This window comes from Micromonospora sp. NPDC002296 (assembly GCF_040296145.1).
Classification (GTDB): domain Bacteria; phylum Actinomycetota; class Actinomycetes; order Mycobacteriales; family Micromonosporaceae; genus Micromonospora.
This window is the reverse complement of sequence record NZ_JBEOWQ010000048.1, coordinates 20994-37701: the sequence shown is the minus strand read 5'-3', so window position 1 is coordinate 37701 and position 16708 is coordinate 20994. Positions and strand designations below refer to the sequence as shown.

Sequence of the window (16708 nt, the reverse complement as noted above, 5' to 3'; positions counted from 1 at the left end):
GCCTGACCGGTCGCGGTGGGTTCCGTCCCGGCCCGCCGGTACCGACCGCCGGCGACGGCCGGCGACGGCCGGCGGTAGCGCCGGGTGCCGGGGCGCGGGCGCGGCGCGTACCGTCGCCGGCATGGGTGGCGAGGACGACGTCCAGTGGCGGGAGCGGCAGCGGCGGGCGGTGCGCGCGCACGCCGAGGCGGACGAGCGGCGGCGGGCGGCCGAACGCGCCGAGGCGGCACAGATCGTGGCCTGGTTCACGGCCGAGGCGACCCGGCGCGGGCTGCGGCCCACCCGGCTGGCCGCCGTGCCGTACACGGGCCAGGGTCGGTACCGCACCCGGCTCACCGGTTGGTACGTCGACCGGGCCCGTTCTCGCGCGGTGGACACCGCCGGGCGGTGGTACCTGCTGACCGTCCCGGCGGGCCTGCGGGCCCGGCTCCTCGGCGCCGACCCGCAGCCGGTCCCCGCGCCCCTGATCGTCGGCGAGGGCGGCCGGGACGGCGAGTCGATCCCGCTGCGTGACCTGCTCACCCGGCGGCTGGCCGCCGGCGACGACTGGTGACCGGTCCGGGGCGCCCCGGCCGGGGACGTGCCGTCAGCCGCCGGCCGGCCGGGGCGCACCGCGCCGCGCCCGCCGGGCCACGTGCCACCACCAGGCCTGCTGCACACCCAGGGTGGCCAGCCCGGCGAGCACGATCGCGCACAGGTTGATCACCAGTTGCAGCGCCGAGCCGGCCGCCTCGTGCCACACCCCGTACGCGGCGGCGACGGAGACGTTGGCGGCGGCCGGCACGGTGGTGACCGAGATCAGGACGCCCACCAGGGAGCCGGACTTCTTCGAGGTCAGCGAGAGCATCCCGGCGATCCCGGCGAGCAGGCCGACGACCCAGGACAGCGCGTCCGGCCGCCAGATGAAGTCGGTCAGCGGCCGGGCGGCGAGCAGCATGTCCCGGTCGACCAGGCCGGCCAGGGTCAGCGCCCAGGTGCTGAGCACGGTGGCGAGCATAGCGGCCAGGAAGCCCACCACCAGGGCCTGCACGGAACGGCCGACGACGGCCGGCCGGCGACGCAGCAGGGCCACGCAGAGGGCGGCCAGCGGGCCGAACTCCGGCCCGACCACCATCGCGCCGACGATCAGGATGGGCTGGTCGAGCAGCACCCCGATTCCGGCGATCATGGTGGCCACCACGATGAGCACCAGGTAGGTGGCGGACAGTTCGGTCTGCTCGCCGGTCTTCGCAGCCACCTCGTCCCAGACCACCGCGTCCGCCCCGCTGCCGGGAGCCTCCTCGGCGGCCCGGTCGGCGGCGCTGGACACCGTCAGCTCCACGTCGTCGGCGGCGATCCCGCCGCGCGCCTCGACGCCCAAATCCTGCAATCCCCGCAGCACGGTGTCGGCCCGCTCGCGGACCACGTCGCAGAGAATGAGGTCACCCTCCGGCTGCCTGGCCGCCCCGGGGAGCACCGCCAGGTGGGTGACGCCGGGATCGGCGGCGAGCAGGTCGGTCACCGCCGACGACTGGTCCGGCGGGGCGATCACCCTGAGGTGCAGCATGGCCCGTCCCCTCACGTCCAGCCCGGGCCGCCCGGCGCGGCCGGCAGCACTCTACCGCCCGCCGGTCCCTCCCCCGGCCCGCCCGCCGGCGGCCCCGCCTGTCTGTCTGCCGGCCCGCCCTCCAGGCCCGCCGGGCCCGACCCGCGCGACCACGCCCGATACGTGAAAACGACGGTCGCCGGTGCGCCGTTTGGTAGAACGGTTCTGACCGATGTGACGTGGTCCAGGCGAGAGACGGAGAAAGCATGGATTCCTCCCGTGTTCCGCAGAGCGGTACCGACCTTCCGCCCAACCCGGCCGGGTCCGTGGCGTCATGACCGCCGACCCGGTCTACCTCTCCCCGCCCGACCTCGGGCCGGTGGAGGAGGCCTACCTGCTGGCCGCGTTCCGGGCGCGGCAGGTCGGCCCGTTCGGCCCGGACATCACCGCCCTCGAACACGCGACCGCCGAGCGGGTCGGCACCCGGGCCGCGCTGGCGACCAGTTCCGGAACGGCCGCCCTGCACCTGGCCATGCTCGGCCTCGGCGTCGGCCCCGGGCAGGTGGTGATCGTTCCGACGCTGACCTTCGCGGCCACCGCGAACGCCGTCGCGTACACCGGTGCCCGGCCGGTCTTCGTGGACTGCGACGAGGAGACCGGGAACCTCGACGTGCCGCTGCTGGCCGCGCTGCTGGCCCGCCTGCGGGCGGCGGGGACGCCGGTCGGGGCGGTCATGTCCGTGGACCTCTTCGGCACCTGCGCGGACTACACCTCGCTGCTGCCGGTGTGCGCCGACGCCGGGGTGCCCGTGATCGAGGACGCGGCCGAGTCCCTGGGCGCGACCCACCGGGGCCGACCCGCCGGCTCGTTCGGCCGCGCGGCCGTCCTCTCCTTCCAGCACAACAAGATCATGACCACGTCGAGCGGCGGGATGCTGCTCTCCGACGACGAGGCGTTCGTCGCGCGCTGCCGGTACCTGGCCGCGCAGGCCCGCCAGCCGGTGGTGCACTACGAACACACCGAGGTCGGCTACAACTACCGCCCCAGCAACCTGCTCGCCGCGCTCGGTCGCGGCCAGCTGCACCGCCTGGACGGCATGCTGGTCCGGCGGCGGCTGCTGCGGGAGCGGTACGCGAAGCTGTTCGCCACGGTGCCCGGCGTACGCCTGCTCGGCGACGACGACGGTGGCGGCAACTGCTGGATGTCCACCGTGGTCGTGGACCCCGCCCGGGCGGGCTGGCGGGCGACAGACCTCGCCGCGGCGCTCGCCCTCGACGAGATCGAGACCCGGCCGGTGTTCAAGCCGATGCACCTGCAACCGGTCTACGCCGACGCGCCCGCGTCGGTCACCGGCGTCGCCGAGCGCCTCTTCGACACCGGTCTCATCCTGCCCAGCGGGTCCGCGCTCGACGAGCGACAGGTCGACCGGGTGTGCGGGGCGGTCGAACGGTTCCTGGACCGCCGGTGACGGGCGACTTCGCCCTGACCGGACCGGGCCGGCAGGCCGGCCGGCTCGACGCCGACTGTCCCGACGTCTACTTCACCGCCGGCTACGGTACGGCGGACGCGGCGGCGCAGGGCGGCGCCTGGCACAGCGCCCGGCTGGGGCGGCGGATCCAACTTCCGTACGTGCTTCGGGAAGTCGCCGACGGGGTGACCGACGGGGTCAGCCCGTACGGCTACTGCGGCCTGCACATCGAACCCGGCTGCCCGCCCGACGACCTGGCCCGGTTCTGGGCCCGGGCCGTGGCCTGCTGGCGCGACCAGGGCATGGTGAGCCTCTTCCTCCGCTTCTCGCCGCTGGATCCCGCGCCGGTGGCGGCCGTCCGGGCACTCGGGACGGTGCGGCTGGCCCAGCACGGCGAGACCGTGGCCGTCGCCGTGGACGCGGGCCCCCGCCGGGTGTGGGAGGCGATGGCGGGCCGGGCCCGCACCGCCGTCCGCAAGGCGGGGAACGCGGGGCTGACGGCCGAGCTGCGGCCGGCCACGGCCCTCGACCTCACCGCCGCCGCGCCCTTCCGGCGGGTGTACGAGCGGACCATGCGCCGCATCGGCAGCGCCGAGCGCTACCTGTTCCCCGACGGCTACTACCGGCTGCTGTCGTCGGGGCTGGACAAGGACCTGCTGCTCGCCTCGGTACGCGACCCCGACGGGGAGGTCGTCGCGGCGGCGCTCGTGCTGCGGCACCGGGACCGGGCGCATTACCACCTCGCCGGCTCGGAGCCGGCTGCGGCCCGCGACGGCGCCAACAACCTGCTGGTCTGGCGCATCCTGGAATGGGCCGCCGAGACCGGCTGCGCCCGGGTGCACCTCGGCGGCGGGGTGCGCGGCGACGACGGGCTGCTCCGCTTCAAGACGTCGTTCGGCGGCGCCCTCGTCCCCTGGTGGACGGGCGCGGTGGTGCTCGACCGGGACCGGTACGCGGCGCTGACCGCCGCCCGCGCCCACCGCCTGGGCTGCCCGGTCAGCGACCTGCGCGACGGCGGGTTCTTCCCCGCCTACCGGGCCGGCGGGCGCTGACCCACCCCCGGCCCGGCCCGGCCGGTCAGCGCCGGGCCGGTCAGCGCCGGATGCCGGCCCAGCCGTGGTGCAGCCGCACCGTGGAGAGGATGAAGCTGACGACCCGGCGGGAGGTGTCGGTGACCTGGTAGTCCGCCGGGCAGGGCACGCCCGCGGACGCCACCTGGGCGACGGCGACCGTCACCGCCTCGCGGACCGCGTCCGGGTCGAGCTCGGTCAGCAGGATGCCGGCGTTGTCCAGGGCCTCCGGGCGTTCGATCGAGTTGCGCAGCGTCACCGCGGGGAAGCCGATGATCGCCGCCTCCTCGCTGATCGTGCCGCTGTCGGACAGGGTGCAGCGGGCCTGCGCCTGCAGGCGTACGTAGTCGAACAGGCCGAACGGCTCGTGGAACGTGATGCCGGCCAGGTCGGCCGGGTCGGGTGCCAGCTCGGCCAGCCGCCTGCGGGTGCGGGGGTGGGTGGACACGAGCACCGGCAGGTCCCAGTGCTCCCGGACCGCCCGCAGGCAGTCCAGGAGCCGGGCCAGCCGGGAGGCGTCGTCGACGTTCTCCTCCCGGTGGGCGCTGACCAGGAAGTAGCCGCCGGGGGTCAGCCCTAGCTGCTCCAGGACGCCGGACTTGTCGATCTCGGCGCGGTAGTGCTCCAGCACCTCCCGCATCGGCGACCCGGTGTGCAGGATCCGCCGGGGGTGCAGCCCCTCGGCCAACAGGTTGCGCCGGGCGTGCTCGGTGTAGACCAGGTTGAAGTCGGCCACGTGGTCGACCACCCGCCGGTTCGTCTCCTCCGGCACGTTCAGGTCGAAGCAGCGGTTCCCGGCCTCCATGTGGTAGACGGGCACCCGCATCCGCCGGGCGATCAGCGCGGCGATGCAGCTGTTCGTGTCGCCGAGCACCAGCAGGGCGTCCGGCCGCAGGTCCTCGATCGCCCGTTCCACCCCGGTCAGCACGCCGCCGAGCACGCTGCCCAGCGAGGTGGTGTCCACCCCGAGGTAGCGGTCGGGCTGGCGCAGCCGCAGCTCGGTGAAGAAGACGTCGGACAGGGTCGGGTCCCAGTTCTGCCCGGTGTGCACCAGCACGTGGTCGACCGTCCGGTCGAGCCGGGCGATGACCCGGGACAGCCGGATGATCTCGGGTCGGGTCCCGACCACCGTCATGACGCGCGTCATCGACGCCTCCCCCGGTCCGCGGCCTTGATCATGATGTCCTCCAACTGGTCGACTCCCACCCGCAGCGACATGCGGTCCAGGTACACCTGGCGGGCGCGGTCGGCCGTCGCCCGCCGCTCGGCGACGGGCTGGGCCGCCGCGGTTACGAACCGGTCGGCGAGCGCCCGCCAGTCCTCCGGCGGGCAGGTGAGCCCGACCTGGGCCGAGCGGACCAGCCGGGCGGCGTCGCCGCCCGCCGAGACGATCACCGGACGGCCGCAGGCCAGCGCCGCCTGGAGCTTCGACGGGACGGTCCCCCGCAGGCCGGCCGCGTCCCGCAGGCAGATGAGCTGGTACTCGGCCGCGGCGTACAGCTCGGCCATCCGCTCCGGCGGGCGGCGGCCGAGGAACCGGACGTTGTGGGCGTCGAGGTCGGCGGCGAGCCGGCGGGCGCTCTCCTCCTGCACCCCCGATCCGACCAGCACCAGGTCGACGAGGTCGCGGGTCGCGGCGGCGGCCCGGACCGCCGTCTCGATCCCCTGGAGCAGCCCCAGGTTCCCGGCAAACATGATCGTGCAGCGTCCGGTGTGGCCGATGGCGGCGCGGGCCGCGTCGGTGGCCGGCACCGGCCGGAACAGCCGGTCGTCGGTCCAGTTCCAGACCACCCGCACCTGGTCCGGGTCCGCGCCCCGCTCGATGACGAGTTCGGCCATCGTCGGCGAGATCACCGCGATGGCCGTGACCGACCGGTAGATCCGGCGCATGGCCGCGGCGATCGCCCCGTCGAGCAGCCGGCCCGCGCCACCCTGCGGGGCCATCCCGGAGTGCAGCACCGACTCCGGCCACGGGTCCTGCACGTGCAGGACGGCCGGCGTGCCGCGCAGCAGCCGGCCGACGACGGCCGCGGCGACGGACGTCGGCGGCGGGTGGTATACGTACGTCACGTCGACGTCGGCGAGGTAGCGCGCCCCGGCGACCGCGCTCGTCGCCGCGAAGGACAGGTAGCTGGCCGCCCGGCGCACCGGCGACCGGTCGTGGCTGGGGTACGCCGGCACCCGGCGCACGGTCAGCCCTCCGGTGCGGACGCAGTCGTACCACCGCTGCCGGTAGCCGGGGTAGACGCGGCCGTACGGGTAGCTCGGGAAGGAGGTGAGCACCTTCACCTCGTGCCCGCGCGCGACGAGTTCCGCGGCGAGGTTGTCCTGGATGAAGGCGCCCTCCGGCGGGTACCACTGGCTGACCAGGCCGATCCTCATCCGGCGACCACCACGCTCGGCACCAGGGCCGGCAGGTCGACCGGCTCGGGATACGTGTCGGGCCGGTCCGGGTCGAAGATCTCGTTGGTCCAGAAGAGGGTGACCAGCTCACCGGGCCCGGTGTTGGTGATCCGGTGCGCCCACATCGTCGGCATGTCCACGGCGACCGGCTCGTCCCCGGCGACCGCGAACCGGACGACGTCGGCGTGGCCGACCCGGCGCAAAGCGATCTCCGCCGAGCCGCGCAGCACGACGAAGCGCTCGATCTTGGCGAGGTGGAAGTGCTCCCCCCGGGTCACCCCGGGGTGGGTGCCCGAGCAGAAGCTCTGGCCGCCGCCGTCGTGCACCTTGACCGTCTCCACCAGTTCGCCCCGGGCGTCCGAGCGCCGGGGCAGCGGCATCGGGACGCCGGACGGGAAGACGTGCGAGCGGTAGGTGTTGAACAGCCGCACGGCGTGCCGGTCCCGCAGCGGCGGGACCTCCGCACGGCGGTAGGCGTCGGCGAAACCGGTCAGCCGGTGGGCCAGCTCACCCACCCCGATCCGCAGCGCCGGCATGTCCGGGTCCCAGGACCCGCCGGCCGGCACGCCGACGAGCCGGGCGGCGGCGTCGGTGACGTGCACCAGCTCCATGTCCCGGTCGAGCTGCACCTGCGGCGTGTCGCCGGCGGCGAGCAACCGGCAGAAGGTCGCGACCACGGAGTTGTAGAAGGGCCGGCCGTGCTCGCCGTACAGGTTGGGCAGCAACACGTCGTCGAGGGCGGCCCCGGTGCCGGCCAGGATCTCCGCCGCGGTGGCCTTCGCGTCGCCGTACGGGGTGCCGTTGCCGGCCTGGACCGAGTTGGCGAAGACCACCGCCGGCGGGGCGGGGCAGCGCCGCAGCCCCTGCGCGAGCTGCGCGGCCAGCTGGACGTTCCCGGCGGCCACCTGGGCGGGGTCGCCCCGGTTCACGCCGGCCAGGTGCAGCACCCGGTCGACCCCGGCGAGCTTCGCGGCGACGGCGTCCGGGTCGGTCAGGTCCGCCCGGGTGACGACGACGGGCTCCGGACGGCCCAGCGCGCGCAGCAGCGTCCGGATGTGCCAGCCGAGGAAGCCATCGGCGCCGGTGACGGCCAGCCTCAGCATGCCAGCACCGGGTCCCGCAGGGCCAGCTCCGCGCGGATCTCCGGCAGGCCGCGCAGCAACTCCATGATCTCCGGTACGCCGAGCCGGGGCGCGTTGGCCGAGTTGAAGTCCTCGCGGGGCACCTCGCCCAGCTCGCCCTCGGAGACGTACAGCGCGTAGTTCAGGTCCCGCCCGTCGATCGGCACCCGGAAGAACTCCCCGAAGTCGTCGGCCTGGGCCAGTTCCTCCCGGCTGGCCAGCGTCTCGTGCCACTTCTCGCTGTGCCGCACGCCGATGACGTCGAGCTTGCACGGCACGTCGAACAGCCGGCAGACGGCCTCGGCGAGGTCCGCGATGGTCCCGGCGGCGGCCTTGCGGATGAAGACGTCGCCGGGCTGCGCGTGGTGGAAGGCGTGCTCGACCAGGTCGACCGAGTCGGCCAGCGACATCAGGAACCGGGTCATCGTCGGGTCGGTGACGGTCAGCGGCCGGCCGGCCTTGACCTGCTCGACGAAGAGCGGGATCACCGAGCCGCGCGAGTACATCACGTTGCCGTACCGCACGCAGGAGACCGTGGTGGCGCTGCGCGGGTCGTTGCGGGCGTGGGCCTGGGCCACCTTCTCCATCAGGGCCTTGCTCATGCCCATCGCGTTGACCGGGTAGACCGCCTTGTCGGTGCTGAGCACCACCACGGAGCCGACCCCGTTGCGCGCGGCGGCCTCGACCACGTTGGCGCTGCCGAGCACGTTGGTGCGTACCGCCTCCAGCGGGAAGAACTCGCAGGACGGCACCTGCTTCAGCGCCGCCGCGTGGAAGACGAAGTCGACCTCGCGGGTCGCCCGTTCGACCGTGTCCCGGTCCCGGACGTCGCCGACGTGGTAGCGGACCCGCTCGTCGCCGAGGGTTCGGCGCATCGCGTCCTGTTTGGCCTCGTCGCGGCTGAGGATGCGCACCTCGCCCACGTCCTGCGACAGCAGGCGGCGCGTCATGGTCTGTCCGAAGGAACCGGTGCCGCCGGTGATGAGCACCCGGCGGCCCGAGGTCGTGAAAGCCATAGCCTCTCCCGTTCGTCACGGCCGGCGGGACGGCTTTCCCCGTTCCGCCCGCCCGTGCCGCGCCGATCCGCCGGCCGCGCGGGCGACCGCCCGGACCTGACCTGGCTCCGGTGCGGCACCCGGGTCAACGACGGCCCGCACCCACAGATACGCGTTTCGGGTTATATCCTCGAATCGCTCTCAAGCGGATAAGACAGGGGGAAATTACCCTCCGGAGCCTCGTTGGCAAGCCTGTCGGGGGCGGGCCCACCGAGGGCGGTTCGCGCCGATTCACCCACCTCGGCACGCCACAACTGGTACAAAGGGCGCGGACCATGCGGTCCCGACCGGTCCCGTCACGCTCCACAACAGAGTGGTCGACCGGGACGGCGGCGCAGTCCGTCAGCGAAGGAGCACCATGCCTCCAGTTCGACTCGGCCCGCGTACCCCCGCCGGGACGCGGCAGTCGCGGGCAGCGCACCGTCCGGCGGGACCGGTCCCGTCCGGCCCGGGGCGGCGGCGCCGTCGGGCGGACGGGCCCTCCGCGTGGCTGCTCCGCGCGTGGCCGACCGGTCTGCCCAGCGTCGTCCTGCTCTGCTGGATCGCGTTCTGGGCGGCCCGCCCGCCGTGGTGGTCGTTCAACTGGCTGGCCCCGATCGCCGTGGTGGCGCTGCTGCTCAGCGGCCGGCTGCCCAGGCCGCGCTGGGCGGACGCCCTGGCGGCGGCGACCGCGGGCTGGGCGTACAACACGCACCTCTGGTCTGACCGGCCGGACCTCACGGCGATGGGCGCCTACCGGTACGCGACGGTCTGCCTGCTCTTCGTGGCCTGCCGGCACGTGCTGCGCACCCGGCGGGACCTGCTGCTGGTGGGCGGGACGTTCCTCGCCGGCTGCGTGGTCGTCGCCCAGGAGGTGGTCACCGGGGCGGCCGAGGACCTCCGCTCGCGGGGGCAGGTGCTCGACGTGGCCCACCGGTTCGGCGTCGAGGGCCGGGAGGTGAATCTCACCGCCTACACGCTGGCCGCCGGGATCGTGGTCGCCGCGCTCCTCGCCGCGACCCTGGCACGTCACCGGCGGTGGCGCCTCGTGCCGCCGGCCGCCGGGGCGCTGCTGCTCTGGGCCGTGCTGCTCACCGGCTCCCGGGGCGCCGCGATCGGGGTGCTGCTCGGAGTGGTCGCCCTGCTGGCGGCCCGGTCCTGGCCCCGGCTGACGGTGCTCGGCCTCGGCGTGCTCGGGCCCGCGCTGCTCTTCCTGGTGCCGCTGGGCAGGACCCCGAGTTGGACGATGGCCTGGCTCGACGGCATGTACGGCCGGGCGACCGGCGACATCTCCGGACGGTTGTGGCTCTGGCCCTACGCCGTCACCACCTGGTCGGAGCACCTGCTCACCGGCTCCGGGCCGGGGGTGCTCATCGCGACCAACCCGTACGGCGTCGGCCCGCACAACCTGCTGTTGACCGTCGGCAACGACCTGGGACTGATCGGCGTGCTGCTCTACTTCGGCACGCTCGCCGCCGCCCTGGTGGCGACCGCCCGGGCCGCGCCGGTCGGCCGCCTGCTGGCCTGCGGCTTCACCGCGCTGATGCTGCCGATCTGGCTCACCGGCCAGTGGGAGGCGTCGCCGGCCGCCTGGCTGGCCCTGGCCATGCTGACCGTGCTGCCCACGCTGCGCGCCCCGGCGACACCGCAGGCCCCGAACGCGGGGCTTCGGCCGGCACCCAGGGTGCCCGCCACCGGGTGAGCCCGGGCGGAGCACGTGGTCCGGCCCCGCCCGGTCCTCACCCCAGGCCGACCCTTTCCCCGGCCGGGTCGCGCCGGGGCCCCGGCGTTGGGCCGGTCGGCCGCCGGGCGGCCCGCGCCAGGGTCTCGGCGAACCGGGCGGCCACCTGGTCCGCCCGGTGGTGGCGGACCGCGAAGTCCAGCCCCTGCCGGCCCAGCCGCTCGCGCAGCGCGGGATCCGCGCAGAGCCGGGCGACCTCCCGGACCAGCCGGTCGGGATCGTCGACGCCGACCACCGCGCCGGCCCCGGCCGCGTCCAGGTGGGCCATCGAGGCCAGTTCCGCCGGGCCGAAACCGAGCACCGGACGGCCGGCGGCGAGATACTGGGGGATCTTGGTGGACAGCGAGTACCGGGTGTAGTGGCGGTGCTCCTCGGCGAACGACTCGACGTGCACCAGCACGTCGGCGCGGCGCAGCACCGCGGCGACCTCGCCGCTGGCCAGCGACCGGCCCAGCCGGACGCCGGGCAGCCCGAGCCGCTCGCCGTACCGGTCCAGGTCCTGCGGGGGCGCGTGCACGGTCAGCCGGGCCCGCTGGCCGTCGGCGGCGAGCCGGCCGAGGGCCTCGCCGACCCGGCGCAGCGACCGCCAGCGGTCCAGGTGCAGCCCGCCGACGTAGACGAGGTCCAGCACCGCCCCGGCGGGCCGGGCCAGGCCCGGCCGGTCGGCGAAGTCCCCCGGGTCGACGCAGTTGCCGAAGGCCGCGAAGGGCAGCCCGTAGCGGCGCTGGTACTCCCGCGCCATCGGCTCGCTGATCCCCAGGCCGTACGACGAGTGCCGGACCACCTTCCGGACCCCGGCGAGCAGCACGGGCCGGGCGACGCCGAGCGTCTGCCGGTCGGTGTACAGGGTGGTGGGCCAGTCGTCCATGAAGTGCGGCACCAGGGGCACCCCGCACTCCGTGGCCGCCAGCACCGCCAGCCGCATCTGCCGGATGCTGCCCAGCGTCGCGTAGATCACCTGCGGGCGCTGCTCCCGCAGCCACCGGCGCGTCCCGGCGGGCACCCGCAGCGGGCTGAGGTCGACGAACGCCCGCAGCTCGGCCCGCATCCGGGCGCGCAGCGGCCCCGGCTCGACGCCCGCCCCGCCGGCCCCCGACCCACCTGCCCCCGCCCCGCCGACGGCCGAGCCGAGCCGCGCGCCCGACGGCGTCCCCCGGGTGGTGCGGGCCCGCCAGCGGAACAGGTGGTGCTCCACGGGTGCGGAGCGCGGGTCGAGTCGCAGGAACCGCTGACACACGTCCGTGTCGGGTTCCCGGTCCTCGGCGTAGAGCTGGGCCAGCCGCTGTCGTGGCCAGCCGGCGAAGAGGTTGGACAGGGTGATCCCGGTGCCCGAGGCGCGGCCGAACACCGCCGCGCCGACGACCAGCACCCGGGGATGTTCCTCAGCCGACCAGTTGTCCATCGGATCTCCGTTCCGGCGCCGGGCGCCCGGCCCGGCGCAACGCCTTGCGGTAGCCGTACAGGGCGGCGGGGACGACGGTGAGCGCGAACCCGGCCACCGCGACCCAGGGGACCGCCCAGAGCCCGAACCAGGAGGCTCCGTACCACTTGCCGACCAGCGACAGGGCAGCGAACACCGCCCAGCCGACCAGTTGCGGGGTGACCACGCCGGCGGCGTTCTGCACCATGAAGCGCGGCGAGAGCGCCGCCTGCACCACCCACCAGGCGCCCAGCCCCGCCAGCAGCCACGGGTCGGCCCCGATCGGCACGGGCAGCCAGGCGTCGAGGAGCCGCTGACCGACGAACGTCAGGACGACCGTGGGCAGCAGGGTGGCCAGCACCGAGACGACGGTCATCCGGCGGGTGATCCGCCGCACCCAGGCCAGTTGACCCCGGGCCAGGGCGTCCCCGTTGGCCGGCCAGAGCGGCACGTTCACCAGCACCACGAGCTGGCCGAGCTGGGCCAGCAGCTTCGCCGGGACCACGTAGGCGGCGACGGCGGACAGGCCGAGGGCGTGGGCGACGATCAGCGTGTCCACGCTGGTCGCGACGGACGTCACCACGGTCACCACGAAGAACAGCCCGCTGAGGCTCAGCAGCTCGCGGGCGGCTCGCGGGTCGACGCAGCGCAGCCGGGGCCGGATCCGGGAGCCGTCGCGCCAGAAGAACCAGAGGCTGTTGAGCAGGTTGACCACCAGCGGCGCGACGGCCGAGGCCGCGATGATCGCCACCGGTGGCAGCCCGGCCCGGACGATGCCGAGCACCACCAGCAGCCCGACCAGGCCCGCCCCGGCCTGCCAGAGGTTGCTCCGGCCGACCTGCTGGCAGGCGTACTGGACCCGGACGATCAGCGACAGCGGCACGTTGAGCACGAACGCGGTGAGGCAGGTCAGGGCGATCGTCCGCGCCTGCCCTGGCGCGATCTGACCGGTGCTGTTGAACACCGACGCCCAGGGCACCGCGTCGGCGAGCAGCCAGAGCACGCCGCAGAGGGCGACCGCCAACCCGGACAGCGTCAGGTAGGCGCTGGAGACGTAGCGGCGGGCCAGCTCGTGGTCGCCGGCCGCCTGGCAGGGCGCCAGCTTGGTCATCAGCCCGCTGCCCAGGCCGAGGTCGGCGAAGGCGGCCATCCCGGCGAACGCGGCCACGGCCATCCAGAGGCCGTACAGGTCGGTGCCGAGGTACGGCAGCGTCACCGGGACCAGCACGATCGGGACCGCGAGCCCGGCCAACCGGCTGAGTACGGCGGTGCAGACGCCGGCGACGAGCCGGCGGGTGCGGTCGGGCGCGCGCCGGTGGGCCCCGGTCGGGGGCCTCTCCCGCTCGACGAGTCCGGCCGGGACGCTCGGCACTAGTGTTCGGCGAGCACGTGGCCGGCCATCCAGGCCACGGTCTCCTCCAGACCGACGCGCAGCGGCACCGGGCGGGCCGTGGGGAACAGCTCCCGCAGCCGGCCGCAGTCGGCCTGCGAGTCGCGCACGTCGCCGGGGCGGGGCGGCTCGTGCACCACCGGCAGCCGGCGGCCGAGCACGTCCTCCAGCTCGGAGACGAGGTCGAGCAGCGACACCCGGGCCCCGAACGCCAGGTTGACCGCGTCGGGCGCCGCCACCCGGCGCAGCACCGCCTCCACGATCACCGCCGTCACGCTGCCCACGTAGGTGAAGTCGCGGGTCTGTTGGCCGTCGCCGTGCACCCGCAGCGGCCGTCCGGCGAGCGCGGCGGTGACGAACCGTGGCACCACGGCGGCGTACGCGTGGTGCGCCGCCTGCCGGGGGCCGAACACGTTGAAGAAGCGGAACGGCAGCACGGACAGCCCGTAGCAGGACGCGAAGGACAGGGCGTACGCCTCGGCGGCCAGCTTGGACACGGCGTACGGGCTGACCGGCATCGGACGCAGCGTCTCCCGCCGGGGCAGGACGGGGTTCGCCCCGTACACCGAGGAGGACGACGCGAGGACGACCTGGGGCACCCCGTGCCGCCGGGCGGCCTCCAGCACCATCAGGGTGCCGGTGGCGTTCGCGTGGTGGCTGGGCAGCGGCCGGTCGATGGAGCGGGGCACCGAACCCAGCGCGCCCAGGTGCACCACGCTCTGCGCGCCGACGAAGGCCTCGTCGAGCAGGTCCGGGTCGAGGACGGTGCCCCGCGCCAGCCGGACCGGCACGTCGAGCAGGTTCTCCACCGCACCGGTGGAGAGGTCGTCGACCGCCACCACGTCGGTCACCTGTGGGACCTCGCACAGCGCCCGGACCAGGTTGGCGCCGATGAAACCCGCGCCTCCGGTCACCACTACCTTCACGATCTCCCCCAGCACTGGTCGGTCTGCACGGCGGCGGCCGGCGCGTACCGGGCCACCCGCTGAACAACGACCGCCGATCCGGCAAGTTACTGCAAAAGGGACGGAGGACGAGTCGGCCGTCCGGCCCGGCTCACGGTCGCGGCTCGGGCGCGGTCAGCGGCTGCCGCTCCGCCCCACGCCCGCCGGCCGGCTGCCGGGCGCCCCGGTGCCCGCCGGCGTCGATCCGGCCGGCGGCGGAACCGAGCACGCCGAGGAACGCCCGCAGCCGGCGGCCCTGCGCGGCCGGGCTCCTGGTCTCGGCGACGAAGGCCCGTCCCGCCGCGCCGAGCGCGGCGGGCGTCGCCGGGGGCAGCTCCAGCACGCGCCGGATCGCGTCCCGGAGCCCGGCGGCACTGTCGTCGTCGGCGTACACCAGGTGGGGGTCGTAGTCGGCGGGGATGCCGGGCAGCCGGGTGGTCACCACCGGGACCCCCGCCGAGAGGTACTCGATGAGCTTGGACGGGAACGAGTACGGCACGAAGTGCTGGTCGACCGGCCGGGGGTTGACCAGTACCGCCGCCCCGGCGAGCCACCCGGCCAAGTCGCCGCGGTCCAGCAGCCGTGGTGGCGCGACGCGCGGGTCGAGCGCGGCCTGCTCGTGCAGCCACCCCTCCAACTCGCCCCGGCCGAAGACGCACAGCCGCAGGTCCGGTGCCGGCAGCCCGCGGAACGCCTCGACCAGGCGGTCCACGCCGTAGGCGCGACTGAGCCCGCCCGCGTACACGATCTGCCGGACGGCGACGGCCACCCGGGGCCGGACCCCGACCGGCGGGGCGCAGATCCCCTCCAGCACCAGCCGGGGACGGCCGGGCGCGAAGTCCTCGGCGAGCGGTCCGGTCAGGGCGACCACGCCGGCGCACCGGCGCAGGGCGGCCCGGACCAGCGCGACGTCCACGGACCGCAGCAGCCGGACCAGCCGGCCCTCGTGCGGCAGCGGCACCCCCGGCGGGTCGGTCAGCACCGGCACGACCCGGACCCCGCGCAGCCGGCCCAGCACCAGGCCGGCCCAGAGGAACGGCGTGTGCACCCCGTGGACCAACAGCACGTCGGCGGGCTGTTCCCGCAGCATCCGGGAGCCCCGCCGGCAGGCCGCGCCGAACCGGGTGAGGTGCTTGAGGCCGAGCAGGTTGACGAAGCCGAGGAGTTGGCCGTCCACCCCGGCGTGACGGAACGGGGCGCTCCGGTACCGGATCCGGGGGTTGCGGGGGTAGGTGGAGACCGGGGCGGCGGACAGCAGCCGGACCGGGCAGCCGGCGTCGCACAACGCCCTCACCAGCCCCCAGGCGAAGGCGTGGGTCTGGGTGGAGTGGACGGCGTCCCCGGCCATCACCCGGTCCAGCGACTCGTCGGGCAGCGTGAAGCCGAGCAGGACGACCCGGGGCGGCACCTCCCGGTCACACGCGTCGCCGGCCGGCACCGCTCAGCCCGCCAGGATCCGCTGGTACGCCGTGTCCAGCGCCCCGAGCATCGCGTCCAGGCTGTACCGGTCGACGACCGTGCGGCGGGCCCGCGCGCCGAGCCGCGCCCGGGTCGCGGCGTCGCCCAGCAGCGCGGCGAGCGCGTCGGCCAACGCCGTCGGGTCGCCGGCCGGCACCAACCGCCCGCCGCCGTCGCGCAGCACCTCCACGTTGCCGCCGACCGCCGAGGCCACCACCGGCAGCCCGTGGGCCATCGCCTCCAGCAGGGCGTTGGACAGGTTCTCGTGCAGGGTGGGGAAGACGAACAGGTCGGCGGCACAGAGCAGGTCCGGCACGTCGGCGCGGTTGCCGAGCATCCGTACCCGCGCCGTGCCGGCACCCCGCAGGGCAGCCTCGACGTCGGCGCGGGCCGGGCCGTCGCCGGCCACCAGCAGCACCGGGCGGTCCGGGGCCGGTGGTAGCCGGCGCAGCGCCTCGGCCAGCACGCCGAAGCCCTTCTCCCAGGTCAGCCGGGCCACCACGATCATCGCCAGGTCGTCGGGGCGCAGCCCGAGATCGGCGCGGACCCGGTCCCGGGCCGCGTCCGGCCGCGCCGGCACGGGCACCCCGTTCGGGATGACGCCGAGGAACCGGTCGGCGCAGCCGCGCAGGAAGTCCCGGCCGGCGGCGTACTCGCAGACGGTCGCGACGTGGCTGGCCGCCCGCAGGGTCAGCGGCTCGGCGCCGCGCACCAGCAGCGCGCGGCGCATCGGGCGGTCGGTGCGGCGCAGGTCCCGCACGGTCCCGTGCACGGTGACCAGGACCCGCCGGCAGCCGGCCAGCCGGGCGGCGAGGACGCCGTGGAACCCCTCGTTCTGCAGCCCACGCACGTGCACCAGGTCGGGCCGGACCCGGCGCAGCAGGGCGACCCAGTCCCGCAGCAGGCCGACGTTGAGCGCGCCGTTCCCGCTGGTCTGGTGCATCCGGACGAAGTCGTACCGGTCGGCCAGCCGGGAGGCGAGCACCCGTTCGACGGCGGTGAGCGGCCCGTTCGCGCCTGGCGTCCCGGCCGAGTGCTGCACCACCACGGGACGGGTGCGGGTCCCGGGCCCCGCGCGACCGCTACCGGCGAGGTCAGTGCTCAGGTCCACACCCGCTCCTATCGACGCGCCAG

At 75.3% G+C, this 16708-nt stretch carries 14 protein-coding genes; 4 read left to right on the top strand and 10 right to left on the bottom strand.

Annotated features, from left to right (window positions below):
* Positions 1 to 121 precede the first annotated feature (121 nt).
* A complete protein-coding gene (locus ABT023_RS25200; RefSeq protein ID WP_350888866.1) occupies positions 122 to 553 on the top strand; it encodes a hypothetical protein in 432 nt (143 codons plus the stop codon).
* A 33-nt stretch (positions 554 to 586) separates the two neighbouring features.
* On the opposite strand, the gene ABT023_RS25195 is transcribed toward ABT023_RS25200, so the two are convergent.
* Positions 587 to 1546 carry a DUF389 domain-containing protein gene (locus tag ABT023_RS25195; protein ID WP_350888865.1) on the bottom strand — a complete coding sequence of 320 codons (960 nt, stop codon included), beginning with the start codon at positions 1544 to 1546 and terminating at the stop codon, positions 587 to 589.
* A gap of 313 nt (positions 1547 to 1859) precedes the next feature.
* On the opposite strand from ABT023_RS25195, the gene ABT023_RS25190 reads away from it, so the two are divergent.
* Together ABT023_RS25190 and ABT023_RS25185 are read left to right on the top strand one after the other, a co-directional pair.
* Positions 1860 to 2993, top strand: a complete 1134-nt coding sequence (locus ABT023_RS25190) for a DegT/DnrJ/EryC1/StrS family aminotransferase (RefSeq protein WP_350888864.1) — start codon at positions 1860 to 1862, stop codon at positions 2991 to 2993.
* Positions 2990 to 4045, top strand: a complete 1056-nt coding sequence (locus tag ABT023_RS25185; RefSeq protein ID WP_350888863.1) for a GNAT family N-acetyltransferase — start codon at positions 2990 to 2992, stop codon at positions 4043 to 4045. Before ABT023_RS25190 ends, ABT023_RS25185 begins: the two co-directional genes overlap by 4 nt.
* Before the next feature lie 40 nt (positions 4046 to 4085).
* Here the strand turns inward: ABT023_RS25185 and wecB are convergent, their stop codons facing one another.
* The 4 genes from wecB to ABT023_RS25165 are packed head-to-tail and all read right to left on the bottom strand — an operon-like array spanning position 4086 to position 8603.
* Positions 4086 to 5210: a non-hydrolyzing UDP-N-acetylglucosamine 2-epimerase gene (wecB, locus tag ABT023_RS25180; protein WP_350888862.1), complete on the bottom strand. Its 1125-nt coding sequence runs from the start codon at positions 5208 to 5210 to the stop codon at positions 4086 to 4088.
* Positions 5207 to 6445: a glycosyltransferase family 4 protein gene (locus tag ABT023_RS25175; protein ID WP_350888861.1), complete on the bottom strand. Its 1239-nt coding sequence runs from the start codon at positions 6443 to 6445 to the stop codon at positions 5207 to 5209. The genes wecB and ABT023_RS25175 overlap by 4 nt, the downstream gene beginning before the upstream one ends.
* On the bottom strand, positions 6442 to 7569 hold the full coding sequence (locus ABT023_RS25170) for a polysaccharide biosynthesis C-terminal domain-containing protein (RefSeq protein ID WP_350888860.1): 1128 nt from the start codon (positions 7567 to 7569) through the stop codon (positions 6442 to 6444). The genes ABT023_RS25175 and ABT023_RS25170 overlap by 4 nt, the downstream gene beginning before the upstream one ends.
* Positions 7563 to 8603 carry an SDR family NAD(P)-dependent oxidoreductase gene (locus ABT023_RS25165; RefSeq protein WP_350888859.1) on the bottom strand — a complete coding sequence of 347 codons (1041 nt, stop codon included), beginning with the start codon at positions 8601 to 8603 and terminating at the stop codon, positions 7563 to 7565. The genes ABT023_RS25170 and ABT023_RS25165 overlap by 7 nt, the downstream gene beginning before the upstream one ends.
* A gap of 397 nt (positions 8604 to 9000) precedes the next feature.
* Here ABT023_RS25165 and ABT023_RS25160 point away from each other — a divergent pair, with 397 nt between their 5' ends.
* Positions 9001 to 10323, top strand: coding sequence for an O-antigen ligase family protein (locus ABT023_RS25160; RefSeq protein WP_350888858.1), 1323 nt, complete (start codon positions 9001 to 9003; stop codon positions 10321 to 10323).
* 37 nt (positions 10324 to 10360) lie between these two features.
* Here the strand turns inward: ABT023_RS25160 and ABT023_RS25155 are convergent, their stop codons facing one another.
* The 5 genes from ABT023_RS25155 to ABT023_RS25135 form a co-directional block, all read right to left on the bottom strand.
* Entirely contained in the window at positions 10361 to 11764 is a 1404-nt protein-coding gene (locus tag ABT023_RS25155; RefSeq protein WP_350888857.1) for a glycosyltransferase family protein, read from the bottom strand.
* Entirely contained in the window at positions 11745 to 13154 is a 1410-nt protein-coding gene (locus ABT023_RS25150) for a lipopolysaccharide biosynthesis protein (RefSeq protein WP_350888856.1), read from the bottom strand. Before ABT023_RS25150 ends, ABT023_RS25155 begins: the two co-directional genes overlap by 20 nt.
* The gene (locus ABT023_RS25145) at positions 13154 to 14086 is read right to left on the bottom strand and encodes an NAD-dependent epimerase/dehydratase family protein (RefSeq protein WP_350888855.1); all 933 of its coding nucleotides are present in this window, start codon (positions 14084 to 14086) and stop codon (positions 13154 to 13156) included. The genes ABT023_RS25150 and ABT023_RS25145 overlap by 1 nt, the downstream gene beginning before the upstream one ends.
* Before the next feature lie 142 nt (positions 14087 to 14228).
* Positions 14229 to 15554: a glycosyltransferase family 4 protein gene (locus ABT023_RS25140; RefSeq protein WP_350888854.1), complete on the bottom strand. Its 1326-nt coding sequence runs from the start codon at positions 15552 to 15554 to the stop codon at positions 14229 to 14231.
* A gap of 3 nt (positions 15555 to 15557) precedes the next feature.
* Positions 15558 to 16685 carry a glycosyltransferase gene (locus tag ABT023_RS25135; RefSeq protein WP_350888853.1) on the bottom strand — a complete coding sequence of 376 codons (1128 nt, stop codon included), beginning with the start codon at positions 16683 to 16685 and terminating at the stop codon, positions 15558 to 15560.
* Between the last annotated feature and the right edge of the window lie 23 nt (positions 16686 to 16708).